Annotated in this window: 11 protein-coding genes and 1 tRNA gene; 7 read left to right on the forward strand and 5 right to left on the reverse strand. The window is 68.0% G+C overall.

The features are described 5' to 3' along the window. The first annotated feature begins 8 nt into the window (after window positions 1–8). From CGUA_RS03530 to CGUA_RS03540, 3 genes are read left to right on the forward strand one after another with little or no spacing between them, the layout of a single operon-like run. Window positions 9–1082, forward strand: coding sequence for a potassium channel family protein (locus CGUA_RS03530; protein WP_290197722.1), 1074 nt, complete (start codon window positions 9–11; stop codon window positions 1080–1082). A gap of 5 nt (window positions 1083–1087) precedes the next feature. Further along, window positions 1088–1861: an NAD(+) diphosphatase gene (locus CGUA_RS03535; protein WP_290197723.1), complete on the forward strand. Its 774-nt coding sequence runs from the start codon at window positions 1088–1090 to the stop codon at window positions 1859–1861. Window positions 1862–1865: 4 nt separating this feature from the next. Continuing rightward, window positions 1866–3911 carry an ATP-dependent helicase gene (locus CGUA_RS03540; protein WP_290197724.1) on the forward strand — a complete coding sequence of 682 codons (2046 nt, stop codon included), beginning with the start codon at window positions 1866–1868 and terminating at the stop codon, window positions 3909–3911. Here CGUA_RS03540 and CGUA_RS03545 read toward each other — a convergent pair. Then, entirely contained in the window at window positions 3908–4846 is a 939-nt protein-coding gene (locus CGUA_RS03545) for a TOMM precursor leader peptide-binding protein (RefSeq protein WP_290197725.1), read from the reverse strand. The two genes, CGUA_RS03540 and CGUA_RS03545, sit on opposite strands and share 4 nt — an antisense overlap. Here CGUA_RS03545 and CGUA_RS03550 point away from each other — a divergent pair. Further along, entirely contained in the window at window positions 4845–5408 is a 564-nt protein-coding gene (locus CGUA_RS03550) for a SprT-like domain-containing protein (protein WP_290197726.1), read from the forward strand. The genes CGUA_RS03545 and CGUA_RS03550 overlap by 2 nt on opposite strands. Before the next feature lie 7 nt (window positions 5409–5415). Here the strand turns inward: CGUA_RS03550 and CGUA_RS03555 are convergent, their stop codons facing one another. Further along, window positions 5416–6858, reverse strand: a complete 1443-nt coding sequence (locus CGUA_RS03555; RefSeq protein WP_290197727.1) for a zinc-dependent metalloprotease — start codon at window positions 6856–6858, stop codon at window positions 5416–5418. Between the two features lie 82 nt (window positions 6859–6940). Here CGUA_RS03555 and CGUA_RS03560 point away from each other — a divergent pair, with 82 nt between their 5' ends. Further along, on the forward strand, window positions 6941–8035 hold the full coding sequence (locus CGUA_RS03560; protein WP_290197728.1) for a YlbL family protein: 1095 nt from the start codon (window positions 6941–6943) through the stop codon (window positions 8033–8035). Here the strand turns inward: CGUA_RS03560 and CGUA_RS03565 are convergent, their stop codons facing one another. Both CGUA_RS03565 and CGUA_RS03570 read right to left on the reverse strand, forming a co-directional pair. Further along, window positions 8036–8758 carry a hypothetical protein gene (locus CGUA_RS03565; RefSeq protein WP_290197729.1) on the reverse strand — a complete coding sequence of 241 codons (723 nt, stop codon included), beginning with the start codon at window positions 8756–8758 and terminating at the stop codon, window positions 8036–8038. 39 nt (window positions 8759–8797) lie between these two features. Next, on the reverse strand, window positions 8798–9346 hold the full coding sequence (locus CGUA_RS03570; protein WP_290197730.1) for a PPA1309 family protein: 549 nt from the start codon (window positions 9344–9346) through the stop codon (window positions 8798–8800). A gap of 137 nt (window positions 9347–9483) precedes the next feature. Here CGUA_RS03570 and CGUA_RS03575 point away from each other — a divergent pair, with 137 nt between their 5' ends. Together CGUA_RS03575 and CGUA_RS03580 are read left to right on the forward strand one after the other, a co-directional pair. Beyond that, window positions 9484–12516, forward strand: a complete 3033-nt coding sequence (locus CGUA_RS03575) for a UPF0182 family protein (RefSeq protein ID WP_290197731.1) — start codon at window positions 9484–9486, stop codon at window positions 12514–12516. 208 nt (window positions 12517–12724) lie between these two features. Then, window positions 12725–12801: transfer RNA gene (locus CGUA_RS03580), tRNA-Met, on the forward strand. Between the two features lie 557 nt (window positions 12802–13358). Here CGUA_RS03580 and CGUA_RS03585 read toward each other — a convergent pair. Continuing rightward, entirely contained in the window at window positions 13359–16556 is a 3198-nt protein-coding gene (locus CGUA_RS03585; protein ID WP_290197732.1) for a type I restriction endonuclease subunit R, read from the reverse strand. Window positions 16557–16584: the final 28 nt, after the last annotated feature.

Consider the following 16584-nt stretch of genomic DNA (forward strand, 5'->3'; position numbering starts at 1 on the left):
GGGGTCGTATGGCGCCCAGGTTCCGTGAGCGTTTCCGCGGGGACATCGAACTCAGCGACCTGCCCGACCACGCGCTGGTCGACGTCATCGGGATCCCGAACGCCGGCGCGACCAGCCCGTGGGCGCTGATCGCCCGACGCTTCTTCTACGCCGCGGTCATCGTCCTGTTCGTCGCCCTGATCGCCTACTTCGACCAGGAGGGCTACTCCGAGGAGCTGACCTTCCTCGACGCGCTTTATTACGCCTCGGTGTCGGTCTCGACGACCGGCTACGGTGACATCACCCCGGTCACCCAGCAGGCCCGGCTGATCAACATTCTGCTGATCACCCCGGCCCGCCTCGCCTTCGTCATCCTCCTGGTCGGTACGACGCTGAGCGTGCTGACCGAGAACTCCCGAAAGTCCCTGCAAATCCAGCGCTGGAGGAAGACCGTGCGCAACCACACCATCGTCATCGGCTACGGCACCAAGGGCCGCTCGGCGGTCACCGCCCTGCTCGCCGACGGTCTCTCGCCCGCCCAGATCGTCGTCATCGACCCCGACCGCACCGCCCTCAAGCGGGCGGAGCAGCAGGGGCTGGTCACCGTCCACGGCTCGGGAACCAAGGCGGACGTGCTCAAGATCGCCGGCGTTTCCCGGGCCCGCGCCGTGGTCATCGCGCCCTCCAGCGACGACACCGCGGTGCTGCAGACGCTGTCGGTCCGCGAACTCGCCCCCAGCGCGATGATCGTCGCCAGCGTGCGCGAATCCGAGAACCAGCATCTGCTGGAGCAGTCGGGCGCCGATTCGGTGGTCATCTCCTCGGAGACGGCCGGACGGTTGCTCGGCCTGGCCACGGTCACTCCGACCGTCGTGGAGATGATGGAGGATCTGCTCAGCCCGGACGAGGGCTTCTCCATCTCGGAGCGCGCCATCGGCGAAGACGAGGTCGGGGCCAACCCCCGCCACCTGGCGGACATCGCCCTCGGCCTGGTGCGGTCCGGGGAGCTCTACCGCATCGATTCCCCCGAGGCCGAGGCCGTCGAGCCCGGCGACCGGCTGCTCTACATCCGGCGCACCCCGGGTGAGAAGGGGCGGGACTGATCCCGGTGCCGGCCAACCCCACCCGATATTTCCCGGTCGCGCCCGACGGTTTCGTGCTCGTCGACGCCGACGGCCGTCCCGCCTCCGTCGCGCGGGACCAGCTGACCGCCGTCCTGGAGGGACGCCGGCCCGTGAGCGTCGCCCCGGACACCAGCCAAGATCTGGCCGGTGCCCGGGTCAGCCGAGATGAACTGGATCAGCTGGCCGCCGCGGCGGGCCTGCGCGCCGTCGACGGGCGCATCTTCGGCTCGGACCGGGCGGTGTCCCGGCTCATCGCGCTGCTGCGCCACCGCGACCTCTTCGTCCACGACCCGGCGGACGGCAGCCCCCTGACCTTCGACGAACGCGGGGTCGTCGCCAGCGGGGTCGCCACCCGGCAACTCTTCCCGCGCATCGACCCGGCGGTCATCGGGCTGGTGCGCCTGGCCGGCACCGACCGGGTCCTGCTGGCCCGCAACCGGCGGGCACGCTTCTACTCCCTCATCGCCGGCTACGTCGATCCGGGGGAGACCCTCGAGGCCGCCTTCGTCCGCGAGGTGATGGAGGAGACCGGCCGCCGCGCCCAGGACGTCACCTACTGGGGCAGCCAGCCCTGGGCGGTGACCGGCTCACTGATGATCGGCTTCACCGCGGTCACCGAAGACGAGGACGCCGTCGGCCAGCTCGACGGGGAGCTCGCCGACATCCGCTGGGTCACCCGGGAGGACGTCCACCGGTTGTCCCTGCCCGGCCCCGGCTCCATCGCCCACCAGATGCTCACCGAGTGGAGGAACGCTTAAACCCGTGATCGATCTCAACGACCTTGACCCGGACCAGCTCCAGGCCGCCACCGCGCCCCGCGGCCCCGTCTGCATCCTGGCCGGCGCCGGCACCGGCAAGACCCGCACCATCACCTACCGCATCGCGCATCTGATCGAGTCAGGTTTCGTCGCGCCGCAGCGGGTGCTGGCGGTGACCTTCACCCGCCGCGCCGCCGGGGAGATGCGTGACCGCCTGGCCTCGATGGGGGTCGGCGGGGTGCAGGCGCTGACCTTCCACTCCGCCGCGATGCGCCAGCTGCGCTATTTCTGGCCGCAGTACGCCGGGGACCTCCCGTGGCGGATGGTGGACAACCACTTTTCTCTCGTCGGCCGCGCCGTACGCGGGTCCGGACTGGATTCGGGCAAGGAAACCGTGCGCGACCTGCTCGCCGAGATCGACTGGGCGAAATCCTCCCTCGTCAGCCCCGACGGCTATGAGGCGCAGGTCGCCCGCATCAAGCGCACCCCGCCGGTCGACGCCGCCAAGGTCGCCGAAGTGTACCAGCGCTACGAGAGCCTCAAGACCACCCCGGACGGGATGCTGCTGGACTTCTCCGACCTGCTGCTCAACGTCGCCGGGGCGCTGGAGAACTCCACCGCCATCTCGGAGGAGTTCCGCGAGCAGTACCGCAGCTTCGTCGTCGACGAGTACCAGGACGTCAGCCCGCTGCAGCAACGGGTGCTCGAGGCCTGGCTCGGCCAGCGCGACGACCTCACCGTCGTCGGCGACGCGAACCAGACCATCTACTCCTTCAACGGCGCGACCCCTCAGTTCCTGCTGAACTTCTCCCGCACCTACGAGAACGCCGTCACCGTCAAACTGCAGCGCGACTACCGGTCGACCCCGCAGATCACGGAGTTGGCCAACGAGGTCATCGGCAAGGCCACCGGGCGCATCGCCGGCACCCGCCTCAAGCTCGAGGGCATGCGCCCGGACGGGCCGGAGCCGGAATTCCGCGGTTTCGACGACGAACCCGCCGAGGCCCGCGCCGTCGCCGCCCGGATCCGCGAGCTCCTGGACCAGGGGGTGCGCGCCTCCGAGATCGCCGTGCTCTACCGCATCAACGCCCAGTCCCAGGTCTTCGAGCAGGAGCTGGCCGAGGCCGGCATCGTCTACCAGGTCCGCGGCGGCGAGGGCTTCTTCCAGCGCGCCGAGATCCGCCAGGCCATCGGCGAGCTGACGCGTGCGTCGCGCCGCGCCGACCTGCCCGCCGACCCCGTGGCCATCGCCCGGGCGGCCTTCGCCCCGCTGGGCCTGACCGACCGGGAGCCGGACGGAGCCCAGGCACGGGAGCGCTGGCAGTCGCTGCAGGCCCTGGTCGACCTCATCGAGGAGATCGTCTCCCACGAGCAGGGCACCGACCTGGGCGGCGTGCTCGCCTCGCTGCGCCGACGCGCCGACGCCAAACAGCCACCGGTGATGGAGGGCGTCACCCTGGCCACCATCCACGCCGCCAAGGGACTGGAGTGGGACGCGGTGTTCGTGGTGGGCGTCTACGACGGCATGCTCCCGTACAACCAGTCCATCAAGGCCGGCGACCACGCGATCGAGGAGGAGCGCCGCCTCTTTTACGTCGCTGTGACCCGCGCGCGTGAGCACCTCCACGTCTCGTGGGCGGCCGCCCGCCAGGAGGGCGGCCAGGCCCGCCGCAAGCGCACGCGCTTCCTCGACGGCGTCGTCCCCGAGGCGGAGCCTGTCGCCGCGGCCCAGCGAGGGACCCGCGCGACCCGGTGCACCCGCTGCGGGCACCCGCTGGCCACCCCGGCGGAGAAGATCCTCGGCCGCCACGAGACCTGCCCCTCCGACGCCGACGAGGAGGTGTTCGCGGCGCTGCGCGCCTGGCGGGCGGAGGCCTCACGGGTGGAGAACGTGCCCGCCTACATCGTCTTCACCGACGCCGTGCTCATGGCCCTCGCCGAGGCCATGCCGGCCGATCAGCGGGAACTGCTCAACGTGCCCGGCATCGGCCCGGCCAAGCAGGCGAAGTACGGCGACGACCTGCTCGCCATCCTCAACCAGTTCCGTTAGGGGCGGGGGCCGAGGTAGAAGCACACCGGACACCGGGGATGCGGCTCGAGCCGGTAGCTGCGCACCACACCGGTGGCGTCGAGTTCGGTGACCGCGCCAGGTACCGGATCCGCCCGCCGCGCGCCGGGCGGTGCGGGCAGGCCCGCGAGCTGGGCCGTCAGCGTCGCCAGGCAGGCGGCGGTGGCGGCGACGACCGCCGGATCGGGGATCGGGGCCCGGCCGTCGAGCTGGGCGAGCACCGGCCCCCAGGCGGGGTCGGCGTCGGCCCGGTGCAGATCGACGCACATCGGGCAGGGGCCGGCCCCCTTGAGCCGGACGGGCCCGACCATCCCGTGGGAGTCGAGCACCGCCCCCGACAGCCACACCGTCCGCGTCCGGGAGAGCACGGGAGCCAGGCGCCGGGAGGCCGGCAGCCGGTCGACGAGCAGCACCGGCGCGGACCTGTGGGCGGCGGCGATGAAGTGGGCCTCGGATTCGTCGATGACCGGGTGCCGCACCGTCGCCCCGCTGGCCCGCAGGATGTCGGCGGTGGCCCGGGCCAGGGCGGAATCGCCCACCAGGTAGACGGGCGCCTCCGCGACCCGTTGAAGAACGCGGAAGGCGAGCAGGTCGTCGATGAGGTCGCCGGCGACCGTGAACTCCAGGCCCACCGCGTGCAGGGAGACGAGCGTCTCGGTGGCGGGGGTGGGGGTGAGCAGCCGCATGAGCACAGCGGCGACGCGGTCGACGTCGACGGCCGGCTGGGAGGGCAGCTCGAAGACCCCGGTTCGGGTGGCGTCGAGACCGAACTGGATGGCGCCGGCGTCGCGGATGAACACCTGGATGCCGGGGGCGAGGCGGAGGGTGGCGGAGGCGTCGGTGGCGATGCTGGCGGTCATGGCTCGTCTCTTCTCGTGGGAGGCCGTGTCGGGGCCCTTGGCTACTATGACTGCCATGACTGACCCCTCGGTTCCCGGCGAGACCGAAAAGATAGAGATCATCCGCTCCGCCCGGCGCAAGCGCACCACCCAGGCGCGCCTGGAGGGGGACCGGATCGTCGTCCGCGTCCCCGCCGGCCTGAGCCCGAAGGAAGAGTCGGAGGCGGTGGCGTCGGTGGTCACCAGGCTGCGCAGGAAGACCCGTCCGGCGTCCGTCTCCGACGCGGACCTTCAGGAGCGGGCGCATCGCCTGAATCGGGAGGTCCTGGAGGGGAGGGCGACCCCGGGCTCAATCCGGTGGGTCAGCAACCAGAACAAGCGTTGGGGCTCGTGCACGATCTCGACGGGTGACATCCGCATCAGCGACCGGCTGCAGCACGTGCCGGGATACGTCCTGGATTCGGTGATCGTGCACGAGCTGGTGCATACCTTCGTCCCCGACCACAGTCCGCGCTTCCACGCCTGGGCGGATCGAGCGCCGCAGGTGGAGCGGGCCGCCGGCTACCTGGAGGCGTACCAGCGCTGGGGAGGGTTCGGAAACGACGCGACCCCGGCCGGGGAGCCGGGGTCGGTGGACTGAGCGGGGCCTAGAGTTCGGTGCCGTCCTCGGAGCCGTCGTCCACGCCGCGGTCCTTCTTCTCACCGTTGCCGTCCCCGCCACCGTTCTGGCCGTCGGACGTGCCCTCGTTGCGCAGCATCTCCTCGAGCTTGGCGAACTCCTGGTCGAAGGTCGAGTCGTCGGCATCGTCGAGCAGGCCGTCGATGAAGTCGGCCGGGGCGTCCAGGTGCTCGGCGGTGGGCAGGAAATCGGGGTGGTCCCAGACCTGGTCGCGACGCTCGACGCCCACGGCGACGGTGGCGCGGCGCCACAGCTCGACGGCCTCGGCGACCTTGGGGGTCGAGAACTCGATGTTGACCACGCGGGAGAAGGCCTTCTCCGCGGAACCGCCGGTGGCGCGGCGCCGGCGCCAGGCCTCGGTGAGCGCGGCCGTGGAAGGGATCCGCTCGCCAAGGGCCTCGGAGACGACGAACTCCGTCCAGCCCTCGACCAGCGCCAGCAGCGTCTCCAGGCGGGCGGTGGCGGCGGCGTTGCGCGAGGAAATCCGGGGGGAGAGGTCCATGCCCTGCAGGCGCTGCAGCGCGTCCTGGATGGCCTGCGGATCACCGGACTCGAGGTTGAGCTCGCGGGTGGCCTCCTCCAGGTGGGAGGTGTCGATGACCAGGCCCAGCGCGTACTCCTCGACGGAGGAGACCAGACGCTCCACCAGCCAGGGGACGTGCTTGAACAGGCGCTGGCGGGCGGCCTCGCGGGCGGCGATGTAGACCAGCACCTCCTGGCCCGGCATGTCCAGTTCCGCGGCGGCGCCGGTGCAGTTGGCCGGGAGGATGGCGATGGTGCCCTCCGGCGCGACGGGCAGGCCGAAGTCGGAGCCGGTCAGGGACTGCTTCGCCAGATCGCCCAGGGCGTTGCCGACCTGCATGCCGAAGTTCATGCTGGCCATCTGCTGCATCATGCCGGCCATCGGGCCGAGCATCTCGCGGGCCTCCTCCGGCAGGGACTCCAGCTGCGCCCGGTTCATCTGTTCCGCGACGGGGGAGACGAGGCGCTTCCACATCGGCATCGTCTTGTTCACCCAGTGCTCGGGGTTCCACGCCTCGACCCGACCGTTGGAGGCGGGCAGCGCTGAAGCGCCGTCGAGCCACAGCTCCGCCAGACGGACGGATTCCTCGACGGCCTGGGTGTCATTGGTGCGGACGGCCGGGGTGCTGCCGATCTGCTGGCGCGCGATGCGCTCGGCGACGTCGAAGTTGACGGGGCTGTCACCCTCGGCGGAGTTCATGGAACTGCCCATGCCGGAGATCATCTGGCCGAACTGGTTAAGCATGTCGCCGAGGCCACCGCCCGCGCCAGCGGAACCGAAGCCGAAAGCGCCGAACGGGTTCTGGCCGGACTGGTCGCGGTTGCGGTCGTTCTCGTCGTCGCCGTCACCGTTGTCGTTGGGGAAGGAAAAGCCGAATCCGTTGCTCATGGCCACAAACTTACCTGCCGACCATGGCCCGGGCCATGCCCGGCTGCAACGCTGACAGCGAACACCGGTAATCTCTGGGGGCGTGACTCCTGACAGCTCCCATACCCCTCGCCCCGCCGCCGCTGGCCGGCTGCGCACCGTGGCGCTCGGCGCCGTCCCCGTTGTGCTGCTAGGCCTGGCTGTCAGCACCCCGACCATCCCGGGCACCGACATTTCGCTGGCGGTGCCGTACGCGGCCGAGGGACCGGGCCCGACCTTCAACACCCTTGGGGAGGTCGACGGCGAGCAGGTCATCGAGATCACCGGCGCCCGGACGGACGAGACCGAGGGCAACCTCGACATGACCACCGTCAGCGTGCGCACCAACATGACGATGGCGCAGGCGCTGGGCCGCTGGCTGTTCACCGAGGACACGATGGTGCCGATCGACCACATCTTCCCGGCGGACATGGACCCGGAACAGATCAAACAGTCCAACGAGGCCGCCTTCACCGAGAGTGAGTCCGCCGCGACGATTGCCGCGATGAACCACCTCGACCGCCCGACCGAAGTGGTGGTCGCCCGAGTGCTCGACGGAACGGCCGCGACGGGAGTCTTCGCGGAGGAGGACACCATTCTCGCGGTCGACGGGGTGGAGGTGCAGCGTCCGACCGAGGTGGCCGAGCGCGCCCAGGCGAAGAAGCCGGGGGAGGAGATCACCTTCACCGTCGAGCGCGACGGGCGGGAGCAGGAGCTTGACCTGACGCTCGGTGAGCTGGAGCAGAACCCCGGGGTCGGGGCCGTCGGCATCCTCATGACCAGCCAGCCGGGTGACGGCGTCGAGGTCGACTACAACCTCCAGGACGTCGGCGGTCCGAGCGCGGGCATGATGTTCAGCCTCGCGGTGATCGACAAACTCTCCCCGGGGCCGCTCAACGGCGGAAAATTCGTGGCCGGCACCGGCACCATCACCCCGGACGGCGCGGTCGGCCCGATCGGCGGCATCGTGCACAAGGTCGACGCCGCCGAGGCACAGGGCGCGGAGCTCTTCCTCGCCCCGGCGGAGAACTGCGCGGAGGCCGTCAGCCGCGACCACGGCGACATGGTGGTCGCCTCGGTCGCCAACCTGGATGAGGCGATCGCGGCGATGGACACGTTCGCCGCCGGCGGCGAGGTCACGACCTGCCAGCCGCGCTGACTACGCTTGCCGACGCTCGTCGGCGGTGCTGAAGGAGGCCTCGCGGTCCTTCGACGCCGGGGCGGTCGAGCTCGCCGTGGCGGGCGGATCGGCGAGGCCGAGCTCGTAGATCCGCTGCTCCGGGTCCTCCAGGTCCGAGGAGACCAGCTGCTGCGCAACCAGGCCGAGCTCATTGTCCACCACCGTGATCACTGCGGTGGTGCCCAGCGTCGACCAGCCGACGACCTTGCGCCCGGTGTCCTCCACCACCCGGGAGGAGCGCAGCTCGGTCAGCAGCTGGGTCGTCGACGCGGCCTTGGACTGTGAGTCGAAGAACTGGAACTGGCCGACCTTCGGACCCGAGCACTCGAAGGATCCCTCGAGGCCGGTCGCATTGCAGGAGTCGAACTCCGCGAAGAAGCTGCGCGGCGCCAGCGTCGAAAAGCGCTCGGCGACGTCCGCGACCTCCTCGTTTACCTCCTCGCTGGGCGTGGAGGAGGCGTTGCGTGAGGTGCGGGGGCTCTCCTCGGCGGCGTCGCTGCTCGTCGCGGCGGAGGAAGCCGTCGTGCCGGTACCAGGTGCGCCCGTGCTCGTGGTGCTCGGGGTGCTCGTCGCGGACGGGGTGGCCGGCACCGGCGCCTCCGTCTCTTCCTCGGCTCCGGGGCCGGAGCAGGCCGTCAGCGTCAGGGCCGTCAACGCCGCGCCGGCGGCGAGGAGAAGACGGTGGGGGCGTGGCGTCGACATGGCGGCTCCTGATACGGCGGGGGTGTATACCGGGTCAGTCTAGACCAGCTCCTCCGGATCCTGGTCGAGGCCGTAGCGCAGGGCCGCCAGGATGCCCGGAGCGACGTCCGGGCCGCCCCGCAGCTCGATCTGGTCCTCGGCGAAGGCGCCGCCGGCCGCCAGCTCCTCCTCGGTCGGGCGCAGCTGCAGCAGCGTCAGGTCGACGCCCTCAGGACGCAGCACGCCCGAGAACAGGCGCGCCGGGCGGGCCGCGGCGTCGGGACCCTCGCCGGCGTCGCGGAAGCGGATCTCCTGGGCGAGGATGGCGCCGGCGACGCCCTCGGGCCAGGCGATGCGGGAGACGTAGTCGGCCAGGGCCTCGGAACCCGCCGACAGATTGTCCGGGAGGTTGTCCTGGACGATGAGGGTCAGCGGGGCGGCGGTGTCCTCGTCAAGGGCGTCGAGCTCGTCGACCAGCAGACGCGTGGGGACGACGGCGAAGAGCGTCGGCGGGGCGTCCCATCCTTCGGAATGGACGAAGTCGACCGCCTCCAGCATGGCCCGGTTCAGAGCCTGGGGAGAAAATTCGGGGTCTCGGGCGTTAGACATAGTGAATCCTTGTGAGCTCGCTGGTTTTCTGTGGTCAGACTTGGGGTTGAGTCCGTACTTCCTTAGGGTGGAAGACTATAGCGACCGCGTGCTCGCTGGCTGACATTTGTTCCCCCAACCACTTTAAGGAGTAGGTCTTGACGACCGGATTCTCCCAGCAACCCGCGCCCGCGCGGCGACAGTCAAAGGCGGTGGGATGGACGATCGGCGTCATCGGCGCGATCCTCATCCTCCTTCCGATCATCGTCGGTCTCTACACGGACTGGCTGTGGTTCGGTGACCTCGGCTATCGCGGCGTGTTCGTCAACGAATTCATCGCCCGTATCGCACTTTTCCTCATTTACGCCGTCGTCGCCGGACTCATCGTCTGGGCGGCGAGCTACTTCACCTGGCGGGGGCGCCCCCGCGACGACATCAGCGTCGACCTCAACTCGCCGGTCTACCAGTACCGCCAGCAGATCGAGCGCTCCGTCCGCGGACTGCTCATCGCGCTGCCCGTCATCGTCGGCCTGCTGGCCGGCATGATGGGGCAGGGCCAGTGGCGCAACGCCCTGATGATGGTCAACGCGACCGACTTCGGAGCCACGGACCCGCAGTTCGGCCGTGACTACTCCTTCTACGCCTTCAACCTGCCGATGATCTCGGCGATCGTGTCCGCGCTGTCGGTGCTGACCGTCCTGGCCTTCGTCATCGCACTGGCCGGGCACTACATGCTCGGCAGCATTCGCATCGGCAACCAGGTCGCCGGCGCCAAGGGACACATCTCCCGACCGGCCCGCGTCCAGCTGGCAGTGACCGCGGGCGTGTGGATGCTGCTGCAGGCCCTCAGCTACTGGCTCGAGCGCTACGGCCTGCTCTACACCCAACGCCAGGACGGCCTGTTCACCGGCGGCGGCTACACCGACATCAACGCCGCCCTCCCGGCGAAGATCATCCTCATGGTCATCGCCGTGGTCGTCGCGGCCGCCTTCTTCCTCTCGGTGGTCTACAAGGACCTGCGCGTCCCGGCCCTCGCCGTCGTGCTCATGGTCGGTTCCGCCCTCGTCGTCGGCGGCGCCTATCCGCTGATGATCGAGCAGTTCTCCGTCCAGCCCAACCGCCAGGCCAAGGAAAGCGAGTACATCGCCCGCAACATCGAGGCCACCCGCTACGCCTACGGCATCACCGACGACAAGGTGACCTACCTGGAGAACTGGGGCGCCGACTCGGCCAGCGACGAGGACGTCGCCGCCGACGACAACACCATCTCCAACATCCGTCTGCTGGACCCGGACGTGCTGTCCCCGACGTTCACCCAGATGCGGCAGCTGAAGAACTTCTACGGCTTCCCCGACACACTGGCCATGGACCGTTACGAGGTCGACGGGGAACTGCGCGACTTCGTCGTTTCCGTCCGCGAGCTGGACCCGAACTCCCTGCAGGAGAACCAGCGCGACTGGATCAACCGCCACACCGTGTACACCCACGGCAACGGTTTCGTCGCCGCCCAGGCCAACACCGTCGACGAAGCGCCGCAGGAGGCCGGCTCCACCCGCGGCGGCTTCCCGGTCTTCACTGTCTCCGACCTGCAGACCCTCGCCCTCAATGACTCCGACGAGGCCAAGGAGGAGGCGGAGCAGCTCGGCATCGTCGTCGACCAGCCCCGCGTCTACTTCGGCCCGGTCATCGCCTCCGCCACCGACGGCGCGGACTACGCGATCGTCGGCAACGACAACGGCACCGACTTCGAATACGACACCGACACCACCCAGTTCACCTATGACGGTGAGGGCGGCGTCAACATCGGCAACCCGATCAACCGGGCGATGTACGCGTTGAAGTACCAGGAAATCAACCTCGTCCTGTCCGACCGGGTCAACTCCGAGTCGAAGATCCTCTACGATCGTGATCCGCGCGAGCGCGTCGAGGAGGTCGCCCCGTGGCTGACCACCGACTCCACCACCTACCCGGCCGTCATCGACGGCAGCATCAAGTGGATCGTCGACGGCTACACCACCCTGCAGTCCCTGCCGTACTCCCAGCGCACCTCGCTGACCGAGACCACGGCCGACACCCTCAACCCGGACGGCACCAGCCAGCGACTCATCTCCGATGAGGTCGGCTACATCCGCAACTCCGTCAAGGCCGTCGTCGACGCCTACGACGGCACCGTCGATCTCTACGAGTTCGACCAGGAGGACCCGGTCCTCCAGACCTGGATGAAGGCCTTCCCGGGCTCCGTGAAGCCGAACGAGGAGATTTCCGACGAGCTGATGTCCCACATCCGCTACCCGCAGGACCTGTTCAAGGTCCAGCGCGAGATGCTGGCGCGCTACCACGTCGACAACCCGAACGTCTTCTTCAACAACGACGCCTTCTGGTCCGTGCCGGCGGACCCGACCGCCGCCGACGCCGCCAACCCGCAGGCCCGTCCGCTGGCCCAGCCGCCGTACTACATCATGGCCGCCGACCCGGCTAAGCCCGAGGAGTCCAGCTTCCAGCTGATCACCCCGTACCGCGGCCTCAACCGTGAGTTCCTCGCGGCGCACATGACCGTGACCTCGGATCCGGACAACTACGGCCAGATGACCGTCCGGGTGCTGCCGACCAACACCCAGACCCAGGGCCCGCGCCAGGCGCAGGACGCGATGATGTCCTCCGACCAGGTCGCCCGTGACCGCACGCTGTGGGAGGGCACCAACACCCTCTTCAACGGCAACCTGCTGACCCTGCCGGTCGGCGGGGGCGAGATCCTCTACGCCGAGCCGATCTACTCGCAGCGCGCCGGCCAGGAATCCGCGTTCCCGAAGCTGCTGCGCGTGCTGGTCTCCTACAAGGGGCGCGTCGGCTACGCGCCGACCGTCTCTCAGGCGTTGGCTCAGGTCGGCATCGACCCGAAGGCCGCCCAGGAGGTCGCGGGTGAGCCCACCGACGCCGCCCCGGCCGAGGAGGACACCACCGAGGAGGCAGCCGCCGGTGGCGACGCGGCGGAGGAGACCACCCCGCCGGCCCAGCCCGCCACCGCACCGGGTGACGAGGGCGAGGCCATCCAGCGCATCAATGACGCCCTGACCAACCTCGAAAGCGCCCGCGACGGCAGCTTCGAGGACTACGGCAAGGCCCTCGACGAGCTGGACGCCGCGGTCAGCGAGTACCAGTCCCTGACCGGTGAGCCGGCTCCGGCGAACTAGGCGAGACGAATCGGCGGAACCGCTGAAACGTGAAGAGACCAGCTCTCAGGCGAATATGCCTGGGAGCTGGTCTTTTCCCCTCCCAGAACTCTGAGTTGGCGGGCGATTTGGTGTTCTCGGGGCTACTGCGTATAGTTACTCATCGTTGCAAGGAACACGGAATGAACATCCGGTGAACGGCAACGGTGAATTGAAGAAGATCACCCGACGCGGGGTGGAGCAGCTCGGTAGCTCGCTGGGCTCATAACCCAGAGGTCGTAGGTTCGAATCCTGCCCCCGCTACCAACTTCTTCCCCCCACCAGCAGAAATGCTGGTGGGGGTTTTTTCTTTCTCTGGGCAAAATTGCCAAGTGGACGCAAGAGTGGACTTAAGCGCCTTATGCTCGAGGAAGTCGGAGCAGGGAAGCGGCGCCGGGGGCATGTGCGGCAATCCGAATCTTGGAGATTGTCGGTGTGCGTCTTCAGCTGATGCAGCGAGCCGCCCGCCCTCGCCTGCGGGCCGCATTGCCTAATCGCGGCCAACCATCCCCACTCAGGGCGGCGAACGGCCGGCGGGACGTCCCCTACAGGCTGTGAGGGACACTCTCGCCACTCATGCCGCCTCCAGTGGCACCATTGACCGCTTGTGCGGCTTCTCCTGGGGCGAGGATCTCTGATCGCGGCCCTTCTGGCAGATTCTGCGATCCACGTGTGCGCGTACGCGATTGAGGGCAGCGAGCATGCTGTCTGTGGGCTTGAGCCATATCCGGGCTTGGACCACGTAAGCGAGGTCAGCGCGTGACGATGAGTGTTTACGCTAATCTCGGTGCGGGGTCGTACGGCTGCCCCCTGCGGAACAGGCGTCAGGCGGCGTGCTGGGCCATGGTTTCCATTTGTTCAATGACCAATTTGATGGCTTCAGGCTGCTTGTCTGGCGGATAGCCGTTGAGAATAAGTAGTCGCTTGACGGAGGAACGCAGCTTGGCTCGGACGTCCTCACGAACCGTCCAGTCGGTGCGCACATCACGGCGCATCACGCCGACCAGCTGGCGAGCGATCTCAGCGAGCATCCCCGGTCCCTGCTCCTGGACCGCGGATTCATTGAGTGCCACAGCATCGTAGAAGGCGAGCTCGTCGTCGTTGAGCGGGGGGCTGAACTGCTGACCACGGTTGGCCTCGAGGGCGACTTCTCTGGCCAGGGCCACCAGTTCGGCGATGACCTCCGCCGAGGTCAGCTGCTGGTTGGTGTACTTGTTCATCAGCTCGGTGATCCGTTCGGAAAACGCCCGCTGGCGGATGACGTTGTTGCGAGTGGTGCGCTGGGTTTCCTCCGAGATCAACGCCCGCAGTGCCTCGATCGCCAGCTGAGGGTTGCGTGCCTTCTGAGTCTTGGCGATGAACGCCGGGGTCAGGTCATCCAGGGAGGGTTTGGGCATACCGGCAGCATCGTAGATATCCAGTACCTCACCGGTGGCATCAGTGGCGGTGGCTATCAGCTGTCCGAGCATGCGTTGGACGTCCTCGGGGACGGGTTCGCCGCGGCTGGCGCGGTCCTGGGCGTCGTATTTGCCCATCCACACCCGGATCTCCTCGTACATCTGGATCTCCGGGCGCAGCTCCTCCAACTGCCCCGACCCGGTACACAACGCCCACGCACGAGCCAGCTGGCCAGCGGTGGATCGGTAGCGGGCAGCGAGAGTCTCCGAGTCGTCCTCCGCGGTGGCATTGCCCGGGGTGGCGGGATCACGCAGGTAATTCACTGCCCCGGTCACCGCGTTGAGGAAGGCCTTCGGCCCGGACCGGCTGAGCACACTCCGCCAGTCGTAACCCTCGAGCAATTCCCGGATCCGGCCGACAAGGACGGTGACCAGTGCCGCAGCTTCCTCGATGTTCTTGCCGACGGGCTTGTTCTTCTGGTCCGTATGCGAGTATTCAGCCAGAGCGGTGGCGAGGTTATCGGCCAGGGGAGCGTAGGCGACGAGCAGACCATCGGTTTTGCCGCGGAAGGTGCGGTTGACTCGGGCCAGGGTCTGCATTAACAGCGCACCCTTGAGCGGGCGGTCAAGGTACAGGGTGTGCAGGGGAGGGGAATCAAAACCGGTGAGCATCATGTCCTTGACAATGACCAGCTCAAGTTCATCGTCCGGGTTTTTGAGGCGTTCCTTGATGGTGTTGTTCGCTGACGGGCGGCGCACGTGGTCGGACACCGGGGGAGTGTCCGATGCGGAGCCGGAGTAGACGACCTTGATCTTGCCCTTGTCGATCTCCTCAGAGTGCCAGTCCGGGCGCAGGTCAGTGATCGCGTCGTAGAGGTTGGCACAGATCTCCCGGGTCGCACCGACAATCAGTGCTTTGCCGAAGGTAGGGGCACCGTCAGGATCGGCGATAAACGGGGCGACGGCCGCACGGCGCTGCTCCCAGTGGGCGACCAGGTCCTTGGCGAGGGTTGCCAGGCGATCAGGTGCCCCGTAGACGGCGTTGACCACCGCAACGGACTGCTCGATCCTGGCCCGGTCCTCACCCTCGAGGCCCGTGGTGGCTTCATCGGCGGCGGTATCGAGATCATTCTCGGTGACTCCGTCGGCCAGCTGTACCTTGATCAGACGAGGTTCGAAGTACACGGGCACGGTCGCCCCGTCGTCGACGGCCCGGGAGAGGTCGTAGATGTCGATGTAGTCGCCGAACACATCGCGGGTGTTGCGGTCCTCAAAGGAAATCGGCGTGCCGGTAAACGCGATGAGGGTGGCGTTGGGCAGGGCGTCGCGTAGGTGGCGGGCGTAGCCGTCGAGGTCGTCGTAGTGGCTGCGGTGGGCTTCATCGACGATGACGATGATGTTCTTGCGGTCACTGAGCAGTGGGTGCTCGGTGCCGGAGTCCTTCTCGTCTTTGGTGAGACCGAATTTCTGCAGGGTGGTGAAGTAGATCCCCCCGGTACCCCGACCGGTGAGCTCCTCGCGCAGCTGCGTGCGGGTGCTGATCTGCTGCGGGGTATCCGGTAGCAGCTGGGAGCGGGCGAAACCGGAGTAGAGCTGGCCGTCGAGTTCAGTGCGGTCGGTGACCAGCACAACGGTGGGGTTTTTCAACACCGGGTGGCGCATGACTGCGGCGGTGTAGAGCTCCATTTCCATGGATTTTCCCGAGCCTTGGGTGTGCCAGACGACGCCAGCTTTGCCGTTCGTGCGTACCGCATCGATCGTCGAACCCACGGCCTTGGTGACCGCGAAGTACTGGTGGGGTTTGGCGATGCGTTTGACCAGGCCCTCGGCCCCGGCGTCGAACGCGGTGTAGGAGCGCAGGAGCTGCAAGAATCGGGTGGGGTTGTACAGCCCAGCAATCGCGGTCTCGATCGGCAAAACGGCCTGGCCGCCGATGGTGTGGCCGGGCGAGACGGGGGCGCCGTCGTCGTCGACGTTCCAGGGGGAGAAGTGGTTGAGCGGGGTAAACGGGGTGCCGTACTTCGCGTCCAACCCGTCGGAGGCAAAGGTGAACACGCAGAACCGGAATGCCAGGGGGAATTCGCGGAGGTAGGTTTGCAGCTGGGCATGTGCTGCGGCGACATCAGCCGTGGGGGAGCCGGCTTTTTTCAACTCCATGATGCTCACCGGCATGCCGTTGCAGTAGAGCACGATATCGAAGCGGCGTCGGTAGTCCCCGTGGACGACGGTGACCTGGTTGACGGCGAGGAAGTCGTTGTCGAACTCTTCTGTCCCGATGATCCGCAGGGTGGGGTTGTGTTCGGTGCCGTCAACATCGAGGTAGGTCAGGCGGTAGCCGTCGACGAACATTGTGTGGATGCGGTGGTTCTCGGTGATCGCATCCTGCGACGACGGTGCGATGATCTCAGCGCAGGCCTGCTGCAGGTACTGAGCCGGCACACCCGGGTTGAGCCGGCGCAGGGCAGCAAGCAGGCGGGGGCGGATGAGCAGCTCATCCCAGGAGTCGCGCTCACCGGTCCCAGGAGCGATGGCATCCCCATGGACAGGTAGCCAGCTGTTCTCCCCGAGCTGGTCAAGGACCAGAGCTTCCCAGTCGGCCTCGGAGAAACTGGTCTGTATACCCATCACACGCTCCTGTTTTGTCTATTTATGT

This window comes from Corynebacterium guangdongense (assembly GCF_030408915.1).
Lineage (GTDB): Bacteria > Actinomycetota > Actinomycetes > Mycobacteriales > Mycobacteriaceae > Corynebacterium > Corynebacterium guangdongense.

Coding starts and splice junctions, on each gene's coding strand:
- CGUA_RS03530 (WP_290197722.1), top strand. CDS start 9: ATGGCGCCCAGGTTCCGTGAGCGTTTCCGCGGGGACATCGAACTCAGC.
- CGUA_RS03550 (WP_290197726.1), top strand. CDS start 4,845: ATGACTGACCCCTCGGTTCCCGGCGAGACCGAAAAGATAGAGATCATC.
- CGUA_RS03545 (WP_290197725.1), bottom strand. CDS start 4,846: ATGGCAGTCATAGTAGCCAAGGGCCCCGACACGGCCTCCCACGAGAAG.
- CGUA_RS03555 (WP_290197727.1), bottom strand. CDS start 6,858: ATGAGCAACGGATTCGGCTTTTCCTTCCCCAACGACAACGGTGACGGC.
- CGUA_RS03565 (WP_290197729.1), bottom strand. CDS start 8,758: ATGTCGACGCCACGCCCCCACCGTCTTCTCCTCGCCGCCGGCGCGGCG.
- CGUA_RS03570 (WP_290197730.1), bottom strand. CDS start 9,346: ATGTCTAACGCCCGAGACCCCGAATTTTCTCCCCAGGCTCTGAACCGG.
- CGUA_RS03585 (WP_290197732.1), bottom strand. CDS start 16,556: ATGGGTATACAGACCAGTTTCTCCGAGGCCGACTGGGAAGCTCTGGTC.